The sequence below is a fragment of the Sphingomonas gei genome (assembly GCF_004792685.1).
GTDB classification, from domain to species: domain Bacteria; phylum Pseudomonadota; class Alphaproteobacteria; order Sphingomonadales; family Sphingomonadaceae; genus Sphingomonas; species Sphingomonas gei.
Genome location: NZ_SRXT01000003.1, coordinates 603,345 through 622,661, shown reverse-complemented (window position 1 = coordinate 622,661; position 19,317 = coordinate 603,345). Strand labels below are relative to the sequence as shown.

The 19,317-nt window shown below is 65.2% G+C and carries 15 protein-coding genes; 8 read left to right on the top strand and 7 right to left on the bottom strand.

What is annotated here, in order from left to right; all coding sequences use genetic code 11:
* Nucleotides 1-42: 42 nt before the first annotated feature.
* Nucleotides 43-1,518, bottom strand: coding sequence for an aldehyde dehydrogenase family protein (locus E5A73_RS09770; RefSeq protein ID WP_276605807.1), 1,476 nt, complete (start codon nt 1,516-1,518; stop codon nt 43-45).
* Nucleotides 1,519-1,774: 256 nt separating this feature from the next.
* On the opposite strand from E5A73_RS09770, the gene E5A73_RS09765 reads away from it, so the two are divergent.
* Nucleotides 1,775-3,382: a GMC family oxidoreductase gene (locus tag E5A73_RS09765; RefSeq protein ID WP_135963614.1), complete on the top strand. Its 1,608-nt coding sequence runs from the start codon at nt 1,775-1,777 to the stop codon at nt 3,380-3,382.
* 82 nt (nt 3,383-3,464) lie between these two features.
* Here the strand turns inward: E5A73_RS09765 and E5A73_RS09760 are convergent, their stop codons facing one another.
* The 3 genes from E5A73_RS09760 to E5A73_RS09750 are packed head-to-tail and all read right to left on the bottom strand — an operon-like array spanning nt 3,465 to nt 6,822.
* Nucleotides 3,465-3,800 (bottom strand): carboxymuconolactone decarboxylase family protein, encoded by a 336-nt coding sequence (locus E5A73_RS09760; protein WP_135963613.1) that lies wholly within the window; start codon nt 3,798-3,800, stop codon nt 3,465-3,467.
* A 5-nt stretch (nt 3,801-3,805) separates the two neighbouring features.
* Nucleotides 3,806-4,669, bottom strand: a complete 864-nt coding sequence (locus E5A73_RS09755; protein WP_135963612.1) for a p-hydroxycinnamoyl CoA hydratase/lyase — start codon at nt 4,667-4,669, stop codon at nt 3,806-3,808.
* A 14-nt stretch (nt 4,670-4,683) separates the two neighbouring features.
* A complete protein-coding gene (locus E5A73_RS09750; protein WP_206366443.1) occupies nt 4,684-6,822 on the bottom strand; it encodes an acetate--CoA ligase family protein in 2,139 nt (712 codons plus the stop codon).
* 241 nt (nt 6,823-7,063) lie between these two features.
* Between E5A73_RS09750 and E5A73_RS09745 the strand changes: the two genes are divergently transcribed.
* From E5A73_RS09745 to folD, 4 genes are read left to right on the top strand one after another with little or no spacing between them, the layout of a single operon-like run.
* The gene (locus E5A73_RS09745) at nt 7,064-7,975 is read left to right on the top strand and encodes a cupin domain-containing protein (RefSeq protein ID WP_135963611.1); all 912 of its coding nucleotides are present in this window, start codon (nt 7,064-7,066) and stop codon (nt 7,973-7,975) included.
* Complete coding sequence (locus E5A73_RS09740; RefSeq protein ID WP_135963610.1) at nt 7,972-8,898, top strand: DUF6282 family protein; 927 nt, start codon at nt 7,972-7,974, stop codon at nt 8,896-8,898. The genes E5A73_RS09745 and E5A73_RS09740 overlap by 4 nt, the downstream gene beginning before the upstream one ends.
* 20 nt (nt 8,899-8,918) lie before the next feature.
* The gene (locus E5A73_RS09735) at nt 8,919-10,337 is read left to right on the top strand and encodes an aldehyde dehydrogenase family protein (protein ID WP_135963609.1); all 1,419 of its coding nucleotides are present in this window, start codon (nt 8,919-8,921) and stop codon (nt 10,335-10,337) included.
* Nucleotides 10,334-11,218 (top strand): bifunctional methylenetetrahydrofolate dehydrogenase/methenyltetrahydrofolate cyclohydrolase FolD, encoded by an 885-nt coding sequence (folD, locus tag E5A73_RS09730; RefSeq protein ID WP_135963608.1) that lies wholly within the window; start codon nt 10,334-10,336, stop codon nt 11,216-11,218. Before E5A73_RS09735 ends, folD begins: the two co-directional genes overlap by 4 nt.
* Here folD and E5A73_RS09725 read toward each other — a convergent pair.
* From E5A73_RS09725 to E5A73_RS09715, 3 genes are read right to left on the bottom strand one after another with little or no spacing between them, the layout of a single operon-like run.
* Nucleotides 11,206-12,024 carry an amidohydrolase family protein gene (locus tag E5A73_RS09725; protein WP_135963607.1) on the bottom strand — a complete coding sequence of 273 codons (819 nt, stop codon included), beginning with the start codon at nt 12,022-12,024 and terminating at the stop codon, nt 11,206-11,208. The genes folD and E5A73_RS09725 overlap by 13 nt on opposite strands.
* Nucleotides 12,021-12,905, bottom strand: a complete 885-nt coding sequence (locus E5A73_RS09720) for an amidohydrolase family protein (protein WP_135963606.1) — start codon at nt 12,903-12,905, stop codon at nt 12,021-12,023. Before E5A73_RS09720 ends, E5A73_RS09725 begins: the two co-directional genes overlap by 4 nt.
* The gene (locus E5A73_RS09715; RefSeq protein WP_135963605.1) at nt 12,883-14,247 is read right to left on the bottom strand and encodes an MFS transporter; all 1,365 of its coding nucleotides are present in this window, start codon (nt 14,245-14,247) and stop codon (nt 12,883-12,885) included. The genes E5A73_RS09720 and E5A73_RS09715 overlap by 23 nt, the downstream gene beginning before the upstream one ends.
* A gap of 253 nt (nt 14,248-14,500) precedes the next feature.
* On the opposite strand from E5A73_RS09715, the gene E5A73_RS09710 reads away from it, so the two are divergent.
* The 3 genes from E5A73_RS09710 to E5A73_RS09700 all read left to right on the top strand — a co-directional run bounded on the left by E5A73_RS09710 (nt 14,501) and on the right by E5A73_RS09700 (nt 19,296).
* Nucleotides 14,501-17,350 carry a TonB-dependent receptor domain-containing protein gene (locus E5A73_RS09710; RefSeq protein WP_168355882.1) on the top strand — a complete coding sequence of 950 codons (2,850 nt, stop codon included), beginning with the start codon at nt 14,501-14,503 and terminating at the stop codon, nt 17,348-17,350.
* A 147-nt stretch (nt 17,351-17,497) separates the two neighbouring features.
* Nucleotides 17,498-18,838 (top strand): MFS transporter, encoded by a 1,341-nt coding sequence (locus E5A73_RS09705; RefSeq protein ID WP_168355881.1) that lies wholly within the window; start codon nt 17,498-17,500, stop codon nt 18,836-18,838.
* Between the two features lie 44 nt (nt 18,839-18,882).
* On the top strand, nt 18,883-19,296 hold the full coding sequence (locus E5A73_RS09700) for a c-type cytochrome (RefSeq protein ID WP_240700115.1): 414 nt from the start codon (nt 18,883-18,885) through the stop codon (nt 19,294-19,296).
* The last annotated feature ends 21 nt before the right edge of the window (nt 19,297-19,317 follow it).

The following is a 19,317-nucleotide window of genomic DNA, read 5'->3' as shown; positions in this document are numbered from 1 at the left end:
CTAACGAACGTCATTCGTCAATAACATATATGACAAGCCGGGTCAGAGCGCGATCGCTATGGACTTGGTCTCGGTATAGGCGTCGATCCCCTCGCGGCCGTTTTCGCGGCCCCAGCCCGATTGCTTGAAGCCGCCGAACGGCAGCGCCGGATCGAGCCCGCCGCCATTGACGCGAACGGTCCCGGCCTTGAGCTTGCGCGCCAGTTTGTGCGCGGTCGACAGATCGTTGGTCCACACTACGGCGCCCAGACCATAGTCGCTGGCGTTGGCGTCGGCGGCGATGCGATCGAGATCGGCATCGGCGAACGACATCGCGCAGAGCACCGGCCCGAATATCTCTTCGCGGCGCACTGCCATTTCGGCATCGGTCCCGGTCAACACGGCCGGTGCGACGAAGAAGCCGTCGCCATGAATCTCGCGGCCGCCGGCATGCAGCGTCGCGCCGTCGGAAACGCCGCTGCGGACATAGCCGCGGACTCGGTCCCGCTGGACCTCCGAAATCACCGGTCCCATCTGGGTATCGGCCTCGAGGCCCGAACCGAGCTTCATCGCGTCGGCCAGCTTGCCGACGCCGTCGACTACCTGATCGAAATGCCGCTCATGGACGAACAGCCGCGAGCCGGCGTTGCATACCTGGCCGGCATTGGTGAAGATCGCGCGCGCGGCGCCTTCGATGGCGCGGACGGGATCGGCATCGGGCAGCACGATCACCGGAGTCTTGCCGCCCAGTTCGAGGGTGACGCGCTTGAAATTGCCGGCAGCGGCGCGGAGGATCAGCCGGCCGACCGCAGTCGATCCGGTGAAGGTCACCTTGTCGACACCCGGATGCGCGGTCAGCGCCGCGCCGGTGGGTTCGCCGAAGCCGGTCAGCAGATTGAACACGCCGGCGGGAAAGCCGATCTCCTCGATCAGTTGCGCCAGCCGCAGCGCGGTCAGCGAGGTTTCCTCGGCGGGCTTGAGAATCACTGCGCATCCCGCGGCCAGCGCCGGCGCAATCTTGGCGCAGGCCATGGCGAGCGGCGCGTTCCACGGCACGATCTGGGCGACAACGCCGACCGGTTCGCGCAGCGTATAGGCATGCCAAGTGCCCATGCCGGAAAGCGCGATGGTCTCGCCGTTGAGCTTGGTCGCCCAGCCGGCATTGTAACGCAGCGATTCGATCGCGTGGGGAATGTGGAAGAACTTGGCGTCGCGCACCGGCATGCCGTTGTCGAGCGTCTCGAGCGCGGCGAACTCGTCGATATTCGCTTCGAGCGCATCGGCGAGCCGGTTGATCAGGCGCGCCCGCAGCGACGGCTTCATCTCGCTCCATTCGGGATTGTCCATCGCCCCCCGCGCCGCAGCGACGGCGCTATCGACATCGGCCTGACCCGCCTCGCCGATATCGGCATGCTTGTTGCCGGTCGCCGGATTGTGGCTGGCGAAATACCTGCCCTCCAGCGGCTCGACCCAGCGGCCGCCGATGAACAATCGGTGCTTGCTTGCAGCAAAGGCACGCGCCGTTTCCAACGAGGGCACTTGCGGTTTTTCCAACACTGCGGCGCTCGTCATCTCAGGCCTCTCTCTGCACGAAAATGCATTCGAAGCGGTCGAGCCCGACTGTCGAACCCCCGCTTCAAGACATGCACCATAACCAACGGCATTATATCTTGTCGAATGCTATTTGCCATGTCACAACGCGATCAGTCGGGTCGCGGCACGTTTTCGGGCCCTGAAAATCGCTATTCGCCGGGGCCTTCCGGCTTGCGAATGACGGAAAGACGCCACGCCCGAGATGCAACGCGAATATGATTACATCATCGTCGGCGCCGGCTCCGCCGGCTGCGTGCTCGCCAATCGGCTGAGCGAAAGCGGCACGGATTCGGTGCTGCTGATCGAAGCGGGCGGCAAGGACGACAATTGGCTGTTCCGGATGCCGCTGGGCTTCATGATGACGGCCGCCAATCCCGCTTACGACTGGGGATATGCCAGCGAGCCGGACGCCAAATTGGCCGGGCGATCGCTGCCGCTGCCGCGCGGGCGCGTGCATGGCGGGTCCTCGTCGGTGAACGGCATGATCTATATGCGCGGCCATTCGAGCGACTATGACGGCTGGCGCCAGATGGGCGCGCGCGGCTGGAGCTATGCCGAGATCCTCCCTTATTTCCGACGCATGGAAACCAGTTGGCGCGGGGCCGGACGCGATCATGGCGACCAGGGGCCGCTGAGCGTCACGCCGGTCGATGGCAGCGGCTTGCTGCAGGCACCGATCCGCCGGTCCGTAGTGGCGGCGGGGTTCGAGGAAAGCGACGATCTGAGCGGCGCGAAGCAAGAGGGCTTTTCCGCCTGCGAAGTGACCGTCGATCGCCGCGGGCGGCGAGCGAGCACGGCGCGCGCCTATCTCAAGCCCGCACTGAAGCGCCCCAATCTGCGAATATTGTCCGGAGCGCAGGCGACGCGGGTGCTGATCGAGGACAGGCGCGCCGTCGGTGTCGAAATCAGCCAGGATGGCGCACGCGTGGAGCTGCGCGCGCGCAAGGAAGTGATATTGAGCGGCGGCGCGTACAATTCGCCGCAATTGCTGATGCTGTCGGGGATCGGCCCGGCGACACAGCTTGCCGAACTGGGCATCCCGGTAGTGGTCGACGCGCCCGGCGTCGGCCGCGAACTTTCAGAGCATCCTCTCGTCTACATGACCTTCGCCGCGCGCGACACCAGCTTTCTCCGCGCCCTCCGCTTCGACCGCGCCGCGCTGTCGGTGCTCCGCTGGCTGGTGACCGGCAAAGGCGCCTTCGCCAGCCAGATCACCAGCGGCGTGCAGATGCTGCGCACCCGGCCGGAACTCGAGCGGCCCGATATCCAATTGGTATTCCTGCCGGTGCGGCTCGACGCCAAGCTCTGGTATCCGTTCGGCAAGCAGCAGAGCCATGTGCTGTCGGTCATGGTGATCCAGCTCCATCCCGAGAGCCGCGGCACGGTCGAATTGCGATCGGCCGACCCGCTGGACAAGCCGCGTATCGATCTCAATCTGCTTTCGACTCCTGCCGACTTCGCCGATATCCGCGGCGGAATAGCGGCGGTCCGCCGCATTTTCGCGCAGTCTCCATTGCGCGAAATGATAGCGGCGGAGATTGCGCCGGGGACGGAGGCCGATCTCGACGATTTCATCCGCAACAACCTGAAGATCACCCAGCACCCGACCGGAACCTGCCGGATGGGCGAGGATCCGGACGCGGTCGTCGACAGCGAATTGCGCGTGAAGGGCATTACCGGCCTGCGCGTCGTCGATGCGTCGGTGATGCCGACCGTCCCCGGAGCCAATATCAACGCCGCGGTGATCATGGTCGCAGAACGCGCCTCCGATCTGATCCGCGGGCTGCCACCGCTTTCTCCGGATCCCTGAAGTACCCTTCCCTGAGACAAGCGCACCTTTCGCGTCGAGGCCCGCGCTTATCGTCACGTTGACGCGACGGCGAGCTGGCTGGCTAGGCCCCCGCTGCTGCGCGCTTCGCGATCACGTCGAGCAGCATCCGCGAGGCCGTGATCGAGGCGGGCCAGGAGGAATAGAAAGCGAGGTGCAACATCGCCTCGCCCAATTCCTCCTCGGTCACGCCATTGTCGAGCGCCAGCCCGAGATGCGCCTCGAGCTGCTGGTGCCGGTTGGCAGTCATCAGCGACGCGACGGTGAGGAGCGAGCGGTCGCGCTTCGACAACTCCTTACGCTCCCACACTTCGCCATATAGGACGCGATCGGTGATCTCGACGAGCCCGGGAGCCACGGCGGCGAGTTCGCTGCCCTTGGCGGCGCTGGGACGCTGCATGCCGCTTACTCGCCTTCGCGCTTGTAGTTGCCGAGACCGGGCTTGTAGGTCTTCTCGTCGAGAAACTGCACCATGCCCTTCTCCCGGCCCTTTTCGGGGTCGACGAAGGTGGTCTGGTCGCCCTTGGCGGTGAGATATTCGGCGGCGAGCTCCCAATCCATCTCGCGCGCATATTTATAGGCCATGCGCGCCTGGCGCAGCGTCGTCGGGTTCTTGTCGAGCAGGACTTTGGCGAGCGCGCGAGTCCGCTCCTTGAGCTTGTCGGCCGGCACGGCTTCGTTGACCAGGCCGACTTCCTTGGCGCGACGCCCGTCGAACTTCTCGCCGGTCATCACATAATACAGCGCCTCGCGATCGCCCATCAGCGTCGAGATCGCCTTGGAGACGACCCCGCCGGGTATGATCCCCCAATTGATCTCGGACAGGCCGAACACCGCATTCTCATCGGCGATCGCCAGATCGCAGCAGATCAATGGCGTGAAGGCGCCGCCGAAGCACCAGCCGTTGACCATCGCGATGGTCGGCTTCGCGTAGAACATCAGGGTGCGCCACTGCCAGGCTCGGGTTTCGCGATAGGCGCGGTGCCGCTCGACATCGCTGATTGCGTCCGATGCGCGGAAGAAGCCCTGCAGATCCATGCCGGCGGAGAACGCTTCGCCGCTGCCGGTGAGGACGATCACGCCGCAGCGATCGTCGATCTCGAGCGCGTCGAGCACCTGGTTCATCTCGCGCGCCAGCTCCATGCTCATCGCGTTGCGCTTTTCGGGGCGGTTGAGATGGACCCAGGCAATCCCGTCCTCGAACTCCACCAGCACGGTGTTGCCGCCGGGGACGGGCCTGGTTTCGGTGGTTTCCACGGTCGTTTCCATTTCCTGATCCTCGATTATGCGCCGGTGACGACCAGTGCGTCGAGCGCGACTGCGCCCTCGCCTTTGGCCAGCACCATCAGTGGGTTGATATCGATCTCTTCGATGGCCAGCCCGGCGCGCATCGCGGCGCCGACCTTGACCACCACATCGGCGACGGCATCGACGTCGCGCGCGGGTCGCCCGCGGAATTCGTCCAGCATCTTCGCGCCACGCAGGCCGCGAATGCGCGCGACGGCGCGGGCATGCGAGATATCGGCGGGGAGCAGTTCGGCGGCGTCGAGCGCCTCGATCAGCACCCCACCGAGACCGACCAGCACCGACGGACCCCATTCGAGATGGTTACGTGCGCCGACGACGAGCTCGAGACCCGGCGCCGACATCTGTTCGACCAATACGCCGTCGAGCTTCACTGCGCCGATATTGGCGATCAGCTTCGCCCAGCCATCGCGGAGCTGCGCCGCGTCGCGCAAATTCAGGATCACGCCGCCGGCATCGCTCTTGTGCGAGAGCGCCGCGGCCTGCGCCTTGAGGACGACCGGGAAGCCGATCCGCGCCGCGATTTCGACAGCCTGGTCGAGCGTGCCGGCGAGTCCGCCGGCAGGCACCTGCACGCCGATCGCGCGGAGGAATTCCTTGCCGACATATTCGGGTTTTACGCCCGCCTCATCCCAGCCGGACAGCCCCGTCGATGCCGGTGTTCGATCGGCTACGCTCTGCAGCGCCGCGGCATAGCGCGCGACGGCAGCGAAGGCGCGCATCGCCCGCTCGGGCGAGCGGAACAGCGGCGTCTCGCTGGCGCGCATCGCCGCGACGAATTCGGGATCGAGCACCGATTCATCGCCGGTGATGACGACGGCGACGGGCTTGGTTGCGGCCAGCGCCACCGGAATGATCGAATCGGCCTTGGAGCGTTGCTGCGACGGACCGCCGCCGGCCATCGGCAGCAACACCGCGCCGACCGCCGGGTCCTCGAGCATCGCCTTCGCCGACTGACCGAAGATGCCGCCATTGGTGAAGCCCGTGGTGCCGACATCGAGCGGATTGTCGATCTCCATTCCGGCGGGTAGCAAGGTGGCGATGTGCGCCAATGTCACGGGGGCCAGATCGGCGATCGGCAGCGCGATATCCTCGGCGAAGTCGAACGCCATGCCGCGGATCGCGCCCGAATTGGTGACTACGCCGAGCGCGCCGGGGGGCGGCGCCGGGAAGCGATGGAGGATCGCCACGGTGTCGAACAATTCGTCCATGGTGTCGACGACGACCACCGCTTCGTTCTCGACCGAGGTGCGCATCAGCGCATAATCGCCGACCATCGAGCCGGTATGCGATTGCGCCGCTTGCTGGCCACGCTTGCTGCGGCCCGGATGCATCATGATCACCGGAATGCCGGCGTCGCGCGCCTTGCGTACGGCGCGCAGGAACGCTTCGGGATTGCGGATCTGCTCGACATAAATGGCGATGGCACTGGCGGTACCCTCGGCGACGATCAGCTCGATCAAGTCGCTGGCATGGACCACCGCCTCGTTCCCGGTGGCAACCGACAGCGAGACCGAAACTTCCCGGCCGAGCAGGCCGGCTCGGATTCCCGATGCAGTGGCGCCGCTCTGCGCGACCACTGCGACGCTGCGGCGATCACCGAGCGGACGAGGATGCGCGGGTTCGAAGGTCAGCGCGGCGCCACCGGCATAATTGACATAGCCCATGCAATTGGGGCCGAGCAGCGCCATGCCGGCTTCGCGGCAGACGCGGGCTATCTCTTCCTGCTCGCGGCGGCCGTCCTCGCTGCCTTCGGCAAAGCCCGAGGCAAAGACGATGACGCCGCCCACCCCGCGCTGCGCCGCCGCCTTGACCGCCGGCAGGATCGCCGCGCGTGGGACATTGAGGACCAGGGCATCGACGCCTTGCGGGAGATCATCGACCGAACGCACGCAGGGGCGGCCGTTGATTTCGTCGCGGGTCGGGCTGATCAGATGGATCGGGCCGGTGAAGCCGAAGCGATCGCAATTGGCGAGGACGACGCCGCCTATCGTCGCCGGATCGGGCGAAGCCCCGGCGATCGCGATCGAGCGGGGCTGCAGCAGGCGCGCCAGCGCGGATCCGGGATCGGCAGCCGCCGGCGCGCTTCGCGATAGAGTTTGCGCTGAGTCAGCCAAGTTCGAACCCCTCCCCATCCCTTCCGGGTTGTGCTTTGCCGGCATGTTGTCGCGTGCCCCGTGCAGGTCCAATGCCAATTTTGGCGGGTTACGATAGGATCACGATATGAGTCCGATACGTAGCGCTCTGATACTTATCCGGCATCGGGCCACCCGCGATAAGGAATTAGACGAACGGCTTTCTCAGGCGCTATATAACAGCCAGGCTGCGATTGACAGCGACAGTGGATGAGGAGCGCCGATGTACGGGCAGAATGATCTGCGAACGACTTTGGTCACCGCGCAAAAGGCCCCGGCGCCGACGAGTTTCAAGCGCGCCAGCTATGCGCGCTTCTACGCCGAGCCGCCGCAGGAAAGCGCCGATCGCACCCGGACCTGGTATGTGCGCGGGGCGACGCTGGTGGTCGCCTATAGCGAGGTGGAGGCCGGCGCGGTGTTCGAGCGGACCGGCCAGCCCGATGAATATGCCGTGGTGATCCCCGACGATGGCGTCGAGATCGAGATCGCCATCGCCGAGGGCAGCGAGATCGCCAGCGGCAAGACGGTCAGCTTCGTGCCATCGGGCGCCAGCAAGATCACCGTCCTGAAGGGTGGCCGCATCTTGCGCCTGTTCACGATCGAATCCGCCGATCTGGTGGCGCGATGCACGAACGCGGCGGACTATGCCGAGCCCGATCCCAACGTGCCGCCGCTAGCGGCCTGGCCCGATCCGGTCGGTGGGCGCAAGGTCCGCATCTATTCGGGAAATGTCGCGCCCGAGCAGGGTCGCTTCGGGCGAATCTATCGCGGGTCGACCATCATGGTCAATTTCGGCGACGGCCGTATCGGCCCGCGTGCGCCCGACAATCTCTCGCCGCACCATCATGACGATTTCGAGCAATATTCAGTCGCGCTCGACGGGGACTATATCCACCATCTGCGCTGGCCGTGGATCAGCGACTCCACCCAGTGGATAGAGGACGATCACGCCCGCTGCGCCGCGCCTTCGGTGGCGGTGATCCCGCCCCCCGCGACGCATACCTCGCAGGGGATCGGCGAAGGGCTCAACCGTCTCCTGGACGTGTTCTGCCCGCCGCGCCGCGACTTTTCGGCCAAGCCCGGCTGGGTCTTGAATACCGACGACTATCCGATGCCGGAGGGTGAGACAGTATGAGTGATCGTATCAGCGCGCTCCTCAAAGGCGCGATCGACCTGCATTGCCATAGCGGCCCCTCGGTGATGCCGCGCAGCCTCAACCATGTCGAGGCGATCCGGCAGGGCGAGGCCGCGGGGCTGCGCGCAATCCTGTTCAAGGACCATTATTATTCGGTGACGCCGGTTGCGGCATTGCTCGACGAGATCATGCCCGGCTCGGTCAAATTGCTCACCGGCGTGCCGCTCAACAACACTACCGGCGGACTCAATCCCTATGCGGTCGAGCATGGCTTCAAGCTCGGCGCGCGGCTGGTGTGGATGCCGACCTTCTCGGCGGCGAACCATATCCGCCACTCGCACCGCAAGCAGTTCCTGCCGACGAAGGACGCGATGCTCGCCCCGACGATGCTGACCGTGATCGACGAACGCGGCGCGCTCAAGGACGAGGTCAAGTTCATCCTCGATCAGATCGCCGCCAATGATGCGGTGCTGTCGGCGGGGCATCTCCATATCAGCGAGATCTGGCCGCTCTTCGCCGAGGCGAAGCAACGCGGCGTCACGCGGCTGCTGGTCAACCACCCGACCTTCCTGATCGGCTGCAGCGTCGCCGACATGGCCGAACTGGCCCGGATGGGCGCCTATCTCGAGCATAGCTGCTGCATGTGGGCCGGCGTCCAGAGCAAGGGCTATAGCCATGACAGCCTCAAAATGTGCGTCGATGCGGGCGGCGTGGCCAACACCATCATCGGCTCGGATCTCGGCCAGGTCGGCAATCCCTCGCCGGTCGAGGGACTGCGCCATGTCATCCAGATGCTGATCGAGATCGGTTATGCCGATGCCGAGATCCGCGCGATGATCGGCGACAATCCGGCCCGCTTGGTCGGGCTCGACGACGCCGAGCCGGCCGCGGAGGGCGTGCTCGCCCAGACGCTTTCCATCTGAACTCCGCACAAGGAACCGCCATGGACCGCCAATATCGCCTGCTCATCGACGGAGAATTGGTCGCCGGGGCGAGCAGCTTCGCCGTGATCAATCCGGCGCTCGACAAGCCATTCGCGCAATGCCCCAAGACCGATGCGGCGATGCTCGAAACCGCGATCGCTGCGGCTAAGCGCGCCTTTCCGGGCTGGGCGGCGACCCCGATGAACGCGCGGGGCGCCAGGGTGGAGGCGCTGGCCACGGCGCTGGAAGCCCGCATTCCCGAATTTGCGGCGCTGCTGACCGCCGAGCAGGGCAAGCCGCTCGATCAGGCGACCAAGGAAATCCGCGGCTGCGTGTTCGTGCTGCGTACCTTTGCGGCGATGCGGCTCGAGCCCAAGGTGCTCCGCGACGAGGGCGGCAACAGCATCATCGAGCATCGTACCCCGCTCGGCGTGGTCGCGGCGATCACGCCGTGGAATTTTCCGCTGATCCTGCTCGCCAACAAGGTCGGGCCGGCGCTGATGGCCGGCAACACCATGGTCTGCAAGCCGGCGCCGACGACACCGCTGACGACGTTGCTGTTCGGCGAATTGTGTCGGCAGATACTGCCCTCAGGGGTCGTCAACATCGTGTGCGACGAGAACGAGCTCGGCCCTGCACTGACGACGCATCCCGACGTCGCCAAGATCTCGTTCACCGGATCCACCGCGACCGGCAGGAAAGTGCTGGCGTCGTCGGCCGCCAGCCTCAAGCGGGTGACGCTCGAACTGGGCGGCAACGATGCCGCGATCGTGCTCGACGATGTCGATGCCAAATATGCTGCCGGCAAGGTTTTCGAAGGCGCGATGCGCAATGCCGGGCAAATCTGCGTAGCGGTCAAACGCGTTTATGTACCGGACGCCATCTACGACGAATTCTGCGACGAGATGGCGCGGCTGGCCAAGGCAATGGTGGTCGATGACGGCGCCAATCAGGGGTCGCAGATCGGCCCGGTCCAGAACAAGCTGCAGTTCGACAAGGTCTCTGCCTTGATCGAGGACAGCAAGAGCCGTGGCACAGTGATCGCCGGCGGGGTACCGCTGGACCGGCCGGGCTATTTCATCTCGCCGACGATCGTTCGCGACATCGACGACGAGGCACCGTTGGTCCGCGAGGAACAGTTCGGCCCGGTGCTGCCGGTGCTGCGCTACAGCGATGTCGACGACCTGATCGCGCGCGTGAACGGCACCGAATATGGGCTGGGCGGCACCGTCTGGAGCAACGATCTGGTCCGCGCAACCGACGTGGCGATGCGAGTCACCTCCGGCACGGTGTGGATCAACCAGCTGATGGCAATCGATCCGCGCATCCCGTTCCGCGGACTCAAGCAGTCGGGCATGGGCACCGAAATGGGGCTAGAGGGGCTCGAGGAATATACCCAGGCGCAGGTGATCAACGCCGTGGCGCTCGACGCGGCGTGACGCTGGCGGAATGGCGGACCAAGACCGCCGAGCGAATCGACGGGCGCGCGATTGCGCGCGCGCTCGACGCCAGGACCGCAGCCGAGATTGCAGCGATCGTTCGCCGCGATGGTATCGCGCCGGGGCTCGCGGTGGTGCTGGTCGGCGAGGATCCGGCCAGCCAGGTCTATGTCGGCCGCAAGATCGACGCCTGCCGGCGTGTCGGCATCGTCTCGTCCGAGCATCGTCTGCCTGCGGACACCGCCCAGGATGCGCTGCTGACGCTGATTGCCCGGCTCAACGCCGATCCGCGCATCCACGGAATTCTCGTTCAGGTACCCTTGCCGGCGCATATCGATGCCGGCGCCGTGCTCGGCGCAATCGATCCGGCCAAGGATGTCGACGGCTTTCATCCCGTCAATGTCGGGCGGCTGTCGACCGGCACCGGCGGGCTGGTGCCCTGCACGCCGCTCGGCGTGATGCTGCTGCTCGACAGCGTGCTCGACGATTTGACCGGCCTCGACGCAGTGGTGATCGGCAAGTCGAACATCGTCGGAAAGCCGATTGCGATGTTGTTGCTCGAGCGCGAGGCGACGGTGACGGTGACGCATATCGAGACGCGCGGGCTCGCCGATATCGTCCGCAAGGCCGACCTGGTCATCGCCGCCGCCGGCGCGCCGCGATTGGTGCGTGGCTTCTGGATCAAGCAAGGCGCAGTGGTCATCGATGTCGGCATCACACGTGTGCTTCAGGACGACGGGCGCACCAAATTGGTCGGCGATGTCGCCTTCGATGAAGTGCAGCACGCCCGCGCGGTGACGCCGGTGCCGGGGGGAGTCGGGCCGATGACGATCGCCTGCCTGCTCGCCAATACCGTCAAGGCCGCCAATCAGAACAAGTAGAAGCGCAGCGCAGCGTCGGACATGCGCCGGCGGTCGCGGGCATCGGGGACGATGCGGTAGAGCGTGTTGAGCGCTTCGGTGTAGGTCATGCGGGCCTCGGCGCCGACGAACGGCGCATCGCTGCCCCAGAACAGGCGGTCTGGGCCTGCAACCTCCAGCAGACGTCGAGCATAGCCGGCGAGGCTCTCGGCAGGCAGCCGGAAGCCCGCCGAGATCTTGACCCAGGTCCGCCCCCGCTCGATCGCCTGAAGCATCGCCTTGAACCCGGGGCCCGTCATCCCGCCTTCGCTGCGCAACAAGCCGAAATGATCGACGACCGTCGAGATACCTTGATCGGCGAGCGCGGGCAGCATGTTGCCCAATTGCGTGCCGCCGAGATTGAGTTCGAGATGCATCCCCGCATCGGCGAGGCGCGTGACGAAGCGTCGGAAACGATAGCCGGTCAGATCCGGCAGCGGCGCATCGGGCGGGATCTGGAAACGCACCCCGCACACGCCTGCCTGCTTCAGATCGGCCAGCTCGCGCGCCGAGACATCGGGATCAAGCATCACCGTCGCGCGCAGCCGCTTGTGCTGCGCCAGCGCCGCGAGCGAATAGTCGTTATAGTCGCCAAACAGGCTCGCCGCGGTGATCACCCCGAACGCGATGCCATGGGCGTCGAGTTCGGCGAGATAGGTCTCCACGGGATAGTCATATTCGGGCCGGGTCCAGGCGGTATCGGTGAGCGGCATCGCCCGGGTGAAGACGTGCGCGTGCGCGTCGATTGCCGGCGGTTCGGGCGCCGGTAGTTCGGGCGCTGCCGTCACAGGCGATCCGCGAACAGTCTGGCGCCATTGTCGTGCAGCACCCGGGCGCGCTCCGCGTCGCTCAGCAGCTTGGTCGCGGCAATCGCCTGGGCGACCATGTCGGGATAGGCGTCCTTGGTGTTGCCATAGTCCGACCCCCACATCACCCGGCCAGCGCCATAAGTGTCGACGATCCGGCGGACGAATTGCGCCGCATCGATCCCGGTTTCGCGGAAGCGGTTGAGATTGATCTGGGTGAATTTGAAGACGATGTTCGCGACCGGCACCAGCTCGAGATGCTCGGGCCCGATCGTTCCGGCAACGCCGTTCTCGACGCCCGGCCAGCCGCAATGATCGAGCGCGATCGTCGTGGCCGGGAAGCGTTTGGCGAGTGCGATGATCCGGCGAAGCGCCGCCGGCGTCGGCTTTCCGGGCGCGTACATCAGCACCATCGTCAGCTTGAGCGATGCCGCGACTTCCCAGGTCTTCAACGCCGCCGGGGAATCGAGCCAGGGATACGCCCCTTCGGCATCGGGAAAGCCGAACAGCCGCAACCCGCAGACATTGTGCCGCGTCGCCAGCGCGCGCAGCTTGTCGGGCGTTTCGGGCCGGTCCGCGCGCAGGATCAGCACCGCGGAAACCCGGTTGTGGTGCACGTCGGCGACCGACAGCGTATAGCTGTTATCGGTCTTGTAGATCGTATTGTACTGCACCGCCGCGCCGCCGGTGACGCCGCATTGATCCCACAGCGCCAGCAGCCGCTCGGCCGTCGCCGGATCGCGTGCGATCCGGGCGCGGACTTCCGCCTCGCCCTCGCGCGCGCCGGTCACGTCGATCGGAAAGCGATCGGTGTCGTCGGTGAAGAAGTGCGCGTGGGTATCAAACAATCGCGGGTTGGGCATCCTGGGCTCCTGAGAGGGTCTTGGCCGAGCGCATGGCAAGGCGGTTGGCGAGATGCATCGTCACTGCGGGTATCACCGCGATCGCGGAAAACACGAAATAGGTGTCCATCCGGGTCAGCCCGGCGCTGAACAGGAAGCCGCCGATCATCGGCCCGATGATCGCGCCGACCCTGCCGAAGCCGACGACGAAGCCCAATGCGGTGTTCTGGATCGCCGGCGGGTACATCGCCACCGTGACCAAGAACAGGCCGGTATAGGCGCCGACCACGAAGAAAGTGGTGAGCCCGGCCATCGCCAGTAGCGGGATCGGATCGGGCGGCTGAATGCCGAAGATCATCAGCGTCACCGCAGCACAAGCGAAGAAGCACGCGGTCAGGCGCCCCTCCCCCACGCGTCGCGCCAGCAGCCCCATGACGAGGTGGCCCAGCGCGCCGCAGGCGCCCGTGATGATCCCGCTCGCCGCTGCCAGACTGGGGCTGAGGCCGGCATTGGCGAGGATCGTGGGCTTCCAGTTGAGCAGGAAATAGCCGACCAGCGCATAGGTTAGCGACGCGACCCAGATCAGCACCGTCGGGCTGCGCATCGGCCCGGCGAGCATGAAGCGTATCGCGCTGGCGCTGGTCTCGGCCGCGGCGGGACGGGGCGGCATTGCCGCCAGTTCCGGCAGCTTCATCCGGCGGTTCAGACGATTGAGCGCAGTCAGATCCTTCGGCCCCTGCCGGCGCAACAGGAAATCACGCGATTCGCCGAGGATGAACAGAGCGAACGTGAAGGTCACCGCGTTGAGCAGGCCTGCCGCCAGGAAGATGTGCCGCCAGCTTCCGGTCGCCAGCACCGCCGCAGCGATACCGCTGCCCAGCATCATCCCCAGCGTGAAGCCGATATGGACGGTCGCCATCGCCATGTTGCGCAACTTGAGGCTCGAATATTCGGCGGCAGTGGTGTTGAGGCATACGACCAGGGTGCCGAGGCCGATGCCGGTCACGAAGCGCAGCGCCAGCAAATGCCAGATATCACCCGCGGCACTGGTCAGCAGCAATGCCGCCGCGAGCGTGCCGAGCGCGGCGAGCATCACCGGGCGCCGCCCGATCTTGTCGGCCAAGGGTGCAATGGCGAACGCGCCGATCACCAGGCCGACCGCAACGGCGCTGAACAGCGTGCCGAGCACGGCGGGATCGATATGCCATTGCTTCGACAGCACCGGCGCCGCGACGGACAGCGACACTACGTCGAATCCGTCCGCAATATTGGCGGCGCAGCACAGACCGACGACGAGATATTGATAGCGGCTCATGCCCGGAGGTGCAGCCGACGCACCGCTCTGCTCGGTAGCAGCCACCATCCCGCTCTCTCCCTTTTCGACCCTTCTCGGGCCACAACGACCGTCCACTTTTGCGACGCTTATATCGAATGCCGTTTGTCACTAACCGATTTTCCACTTGTTGGCCAGCTTAGATATGTCATAAGCGACTCTCATTCGTCATTTTAGAATATCGGTTACGACTGCGAATACGCGAGCGTAGCCGGGCTGGTGCAGCGGCACCGGCGGCAACTCGATGAACGGTGAAAAGCCGCATCGATCAGGGGAGGAAGCAATGCGAAAGTCATCTTCGGTTCCGGGCCGTGCGCCCCTGTCACTGCGTTTCACGGATCCGAGCCTCGCGGCAATCGCGCTGATGCTGTCGGTGACGGCCGCGCCCGCTTTTGCCCAGGCCGCCGCCGGCGATCCCGATGGTGCCGACACCGCCCAGAGTAAGCCGGAGGTGGCGAGTCCAAGCGAGGAGAAGGAAATCATCGTCACCGGTTCGCGTCTGGGGTCGGGCTTCACCGCGCCGACTCCGGTGACCACGATCGGCGTGGCGCAAATCGAGGATCGCGCGCTGGCGAGCGTTGCCGAACTGGCCTATGATATCCCGCAGCTGCGCATCAACCAGAACGTCGGCAAGTCGAGCGAACCGGTCGGCCAGAACGTCGCGGATTTGCGCGCGCTCGGCGGCGCCCGCACCTTGCTGCTGCTCGACGGACGCCGCCTCGCCGCGACCAGCCCGTTCGGCGGCATCGACACCAATATCTTCCCGCTTTCGCTGATCAGCGGCGTCGAGGTTGTGACCGGCGGCGCTTCGGCCGCCTATGGCTCGGACGCAGTCACCGGGGTCGTCAATTTCTCGATCCAGAAGAAACTCGAGGGGTTGAAGGTCGACGCCTCTTACGGCGTTTCCGACTATGGCGATTTCAATCGCCCGGTGCTTTCGGGCGCGGCGGGACATTCGTTCCTGGACGGTCGCCTCAACATCACCGTCGCTGGCGACTTGTATCGCAACACCGGCCAGACGAATGTGGACACCCGCCCATGGGGCCGCGGCAACCCCGTGCTGTTCAACAATCCGAATTACACCGCGACCAATGGACAGACGAAGAACTATCTCGCGACCAACGCGCTCTATTCGCGGATGACGTTCGGCGGTCTCACGGTCGTGCCGTCGACCAGTCCGCTCTATGGCATTCAGTTCGGCAAAAACGGCACGCCGACGCCGTTCGTCTACGGCACCCCGGCCAACTCCACTTTCATGCTCGGTGGCGGCGGCGTCTCGATCATCGGCGACGGCAATATCCTTCCGCGGATCACGCGTTATTCAGGCTTTGGCCGGGTCAGCTTCGACGTCACCGAAAACGTGAGCATCTGGAGCGAAGTCCTTTGGTCGCGCGTGCAAGTCGATTCCGATCTGGCTCCGAACTACGACAACGGCACGCTGACAATTCAGCGCGACAACGCCTTCCTGCCGTCCTCGGTGCGCCAGACGATGCTGAACAACAACATCAACACCTTCGGCTTTGGTCGCGTGAACCTCGAGGACGGGCCGTCGCTCAACAATAGCAAGGCCCGCGCGTTGCGCTATGCCGCCGGCGCCGAAGGCGATTTCGGCGGTGGTTGGAAATGGGACCTCTACCTGCAGCGTTCCGAAAACACTTTCCGCCAGGAAAGCCAGAACAACCGGATCCAGTCGCGCTGGTTCCAGGGGGTGGACTCGGTGATCAGCCCGGTGACCGGGCAGCCGGTGTGCCGCATCAACGCGAACGCCAGTGCAGCCGATGACAATCCGGCCTGCGTCCCGATCAACGTCTTCGGCGCAGGGTCGATCAGCCCCGCGGCGCTTGCCTGGTATCGCGGGACGTCGTTCTACGACGCCAGGATGAACCAGGGCACGATCGGCGCCAACATCAACGGTTCCCCCTTCCGGACCTGGGCCGGCGAGGTCAAACTCGCATTCGGTGGCGAATATCGTCACGAAACCATCGACAGCGTCTCGGACGATGTCTCGCGGATTTCCGGCTGGCGCTCGATCAACCAGCAGCCGTTCGCCGGCAAGCTGACCGTCTGGGAGGGCTATGCCGAAGCCGCGGTGCCGCTCGCCACGGACATGGCGTTCGCCAAGAATCTCGATCTCAACGGCGCGGTCCGTTACGCCGATTACAGCTCGAGTGGCGGCGTGACGACTTGGAAGGTCGGCCTAAACTATTCGCCGGTCTCGGACGTCCGCTTCCGCGGCACGATCTCACGCGACATTCGCGCTGCGAACATCAACGAATTGTTCGCCGGCCAAAATCAGGTGATCAACGCGATCAACGATCCGCGCACCAACGTGACCGCGAACACGCTGCAGCTCACCGGCGGCAACCGCGCGCTCAATCCGGAAAAGGCCGATACCAAGGCGGTCGGCGTGGTATTCCAGCCGAGCTTCATTCCGGGGCTGAACGCGTCGATCGATTATTATTCGATCAAGATCAACAACGCGATCACGGCCATCGCCCCGCAGACGATCGTGAACAATTGCTTCAGGGAGAATATCACTTCTTTCTGCGACCTGATCACCCAGAATGCCGCGAACCAGATAACGTCGATCCAGGCCACGCTGATCAACGCGCAGACGATCGAGGCGGCGGGCGTCGATTTCGAACTGTCCTACCGTCGGCCGGTCCAATGGTTCGGCACTGCCGGCACGATCGGCAGCCGCCTGCTCGTCAACTATGTCGACAAGCTGCAGCTGACCGCGTCGAACGTGACGACGGTGCTGCTCGGCGACATCGCCACCGATCCGGGCGGCCAGCCGCGCTGGAAGGCGAATTTCGATCTCACTTATGCCGGCGGCCCGCTCCGCCTGGGTGCCTATGTGCGCTATATCGGCGGGGGCAAGTTCCGCACGATCTATGTCGATGACGTCGATCTTCCGGCAGACCAGAACCGAGTGAAGGGGCGTGGCTATCTCGACCTGTCGGCCTCGTACAAGATCAGCGACCATATCGAGTTGTACGGCAAGATCGACAATCTGCTGAACAACGAGCCCCCGGTCATCCCCAACGCCATTTTCGTTCCGACCGTGTCGAACTCCCAGATGTACGACAAGATCGGCCGCTATTACGTCGCCGGCGTCAGGCTGCGTTTCTAGTCTGTACGCACATTGAAAATGGCGGATCCCGGCGCCGCAACCACGCCGGGATCCGTCGAGAATTTGATTGGCATCATCGGGAGTGTGCATGCGGAAACAGCCGATCGCCGACCAGCAACGCCGTCTCGCAGGCGAGGGACCGTGCGCATGAACCCGTCCACCCCCAACGATCTCATCAAGCAGTCGCCGATGGGCTGGTACCAATATGCGATCGTCGCGATCTGCGTGCTGACCTATGCCGCCGACGGGCTCGACGTCGTCACGCTTTCCTATGCCGCGCCGTCGATCATCAAGGAATGGGGCATCTCGACCCAGATGTTCGGCTGGGCCTCGACCGCGACGCCGATCGGCATCGCCATCGGCTCGATCTTCATTTCGCCCTTCGCCGATCGCATCGGCCGCCGGGTGCTCACCCTGTGGCTGCTCGGGCTTCTGATCGGATTGCTGTTCGCCACGGCGATGGTCGGCTCGATCGGTGCACTGATGGGATTGCGCCTGGTGACCGGCATGTGCCTCGGGGCGCTGGTGGTGTGCCTCAATGTCACGGTCTCCGAATTCAGCAACGCGGCGCGATCGAATGTCTTCATCGGCATTCTCCATACCGGCTATTCGGCCGGCGGGATGCTGTGCGGCGCGCTCGCCGCGGTGCTGATCGAGCCGTTTGGCTGGCGCGCGATCTTCATGGCGGCGGCAACGCTAAACCTGCTCAGCTTCGTGCTGGCGCTATTCCTGCTCGCCGAATCGCCCGCTTTCCTGGGCAGACAGCGCAAGCCGGGCGCGCTCGAGCGGCTCAACCGCCTGATGGCGCGGCTGGGCAAGCCGGCACTCGACGCCCTGCCCGACGCGCCCGTCACCGACAGCAAGAAGCCCGGTGCCTCGATCATTCCGCGCGCGATGTGGGTCGGCACCGGCCTGCTGTGCCTGGCGGGTTTTGCGTTCACCATCGCCGGCGGCTTCATGGCGGGCTGGCGGCCGCAGATCCTCGCGATCGGCGGGCTCAACATGACGTGGAACGGCATCGCGGGGATGACCACCTATGGCGCCGGAATCGTCGCCCATCTGATCGTCGGTGGCCTCGCGCGCCGGGTCGGCGAGGTGCGGATCGCAGTGATCTTCCTGCTGGCAATGGGAGGAGCGTTCACGCTGCTCGGCGCGGTGCCGGACGGCATGACCTGGGCCTTGATCGCCGCATCGACTTTGTGCGGCTTCTTCAACGTCGGCTCCTATACCGCGCTGGTCCTGGTGACGCTCAACTATCACGACGTGACCACCCGCAACGCCGGGCTGGGCATCATGATGGGCTTCTCGCGCGTCGGCGGGATCATCGGGCCGCTGCTCGGCGGCTACGTGATCGGCGCGGGAGCGGGCCGCTTCTGGGTGATGCTGCTGTTCGGCGGGCTGATGATCATCCCCGCGATCGCGGCCGTGCTCGCGCGGATGCGGGCCGGGCCGAATTCAAGTCTGGGTCAGGCCGCGACGGCGCATTGACGCCAAACGCCGCGCGGCACCAACAAAGCATGAAGGAAGCCAGCGTGATCAGAACGCAATCCTGTCTCGCCACCACCATGATCGGCGCCGCGACGCTGCTGGCCGTGACCGCCGGACCCGGCGCGAAGGGCGGCGTCGTGGCCATGGCGACGGTCCAGGTCGCACCGCCTCGGCCGGCGTTCGCGACTTGCAAGGCATGCCACAGCGTGACCCGGGGCGGCACAAACGGCGTCGGCCCCAATCTGTTCGGAATATTCGGCGCGCCAGCCGCGGCCAAGCCCGGCTACGCCTATTCGCCCGCGATGAAGGGCTCGAAGATCCGCTGGGAACGCGCGAAGCTCGACGCCTATCTGGCCGATCCCAGGGCAGTCGTGCCGGGCACCCGGATGACGGTCCCCGGCATCCCGGACCCGGCCAAGCGCAACGAGATCATCGGCTTTCTCGAGAAACTGAAATAGACACGCAGCCACCTGTCGCCG

Coding starts and splice junctions, on each gene's coding strand:
- E5A73_RS09755 (WP_135963612.1), bottom strand. CDS start 4,669: ATGGAAACGACCGTGGAAACCACCGAAACCAGGCCCGTCCCCGGCGGC.
- E5A73_RS09745 (WP_135963611.1), top strand. CDS start 7,064: ATGTACGGGCAGAATGATCTGCGAACGACTTTGGTCACCGCGCAAAAG.
- E5A73_RS09740 (WP_135963610.1), top strand. CDS start 7,972: ATGAGTGATCGTATCAGCGCGCTCCTCAAAGGCGCGATCGACCTGCAT.
- E5A73_RS09720 (WP_135963606.1), bottom strand. CDS start 12,905: ATGCCCAACCCGCGATTGTTTGATACCCACGCGCACTTCTTCACCGAC.
- E5A73_RS09705 (WP_168355881.1), top strand. CDS start 17,498: ATGAACCCGTCCACCCCCAACGATCTCATCAAGCAGTCGCCGATGGGC.
- E5A73_RS09715 (WP_135963605.1), bottom strand. CDS start 14,247: ATGGTGGCTGCTACCGAGCAGAGCGGTGCGTCGGCTGCACCTCCGGGC.
- E5A73_RS09735 (WP_135963609.1), top strand. CDS start 8,919: ATGGACCGCCAATATCGCCTGCTCATCGACGGAGAATTGGTCGCCGGG.
- E5A73_RS09765 (WP_135963614.1), top strand. CDS start 1,775: ATGCAACGCGAATATGATTACATCATCGTCGGCGCCGGCTCCGCCGGC.
- E5A73_RS09760 (WP_135963613.1), bottom strand. CDS start 3,800: ATGCAGCGTCCCAGCGCCGCCAAGGGCAGCGAACTCGCCGCCGTGGCT.
- E5A73_RS09710 (WP_168355882.1), top strand. CDS start 14,501: ATGCGAAAGTCATCTTCGGTTCCGGGCCGTGCGCCCCTGTCACTGCGT.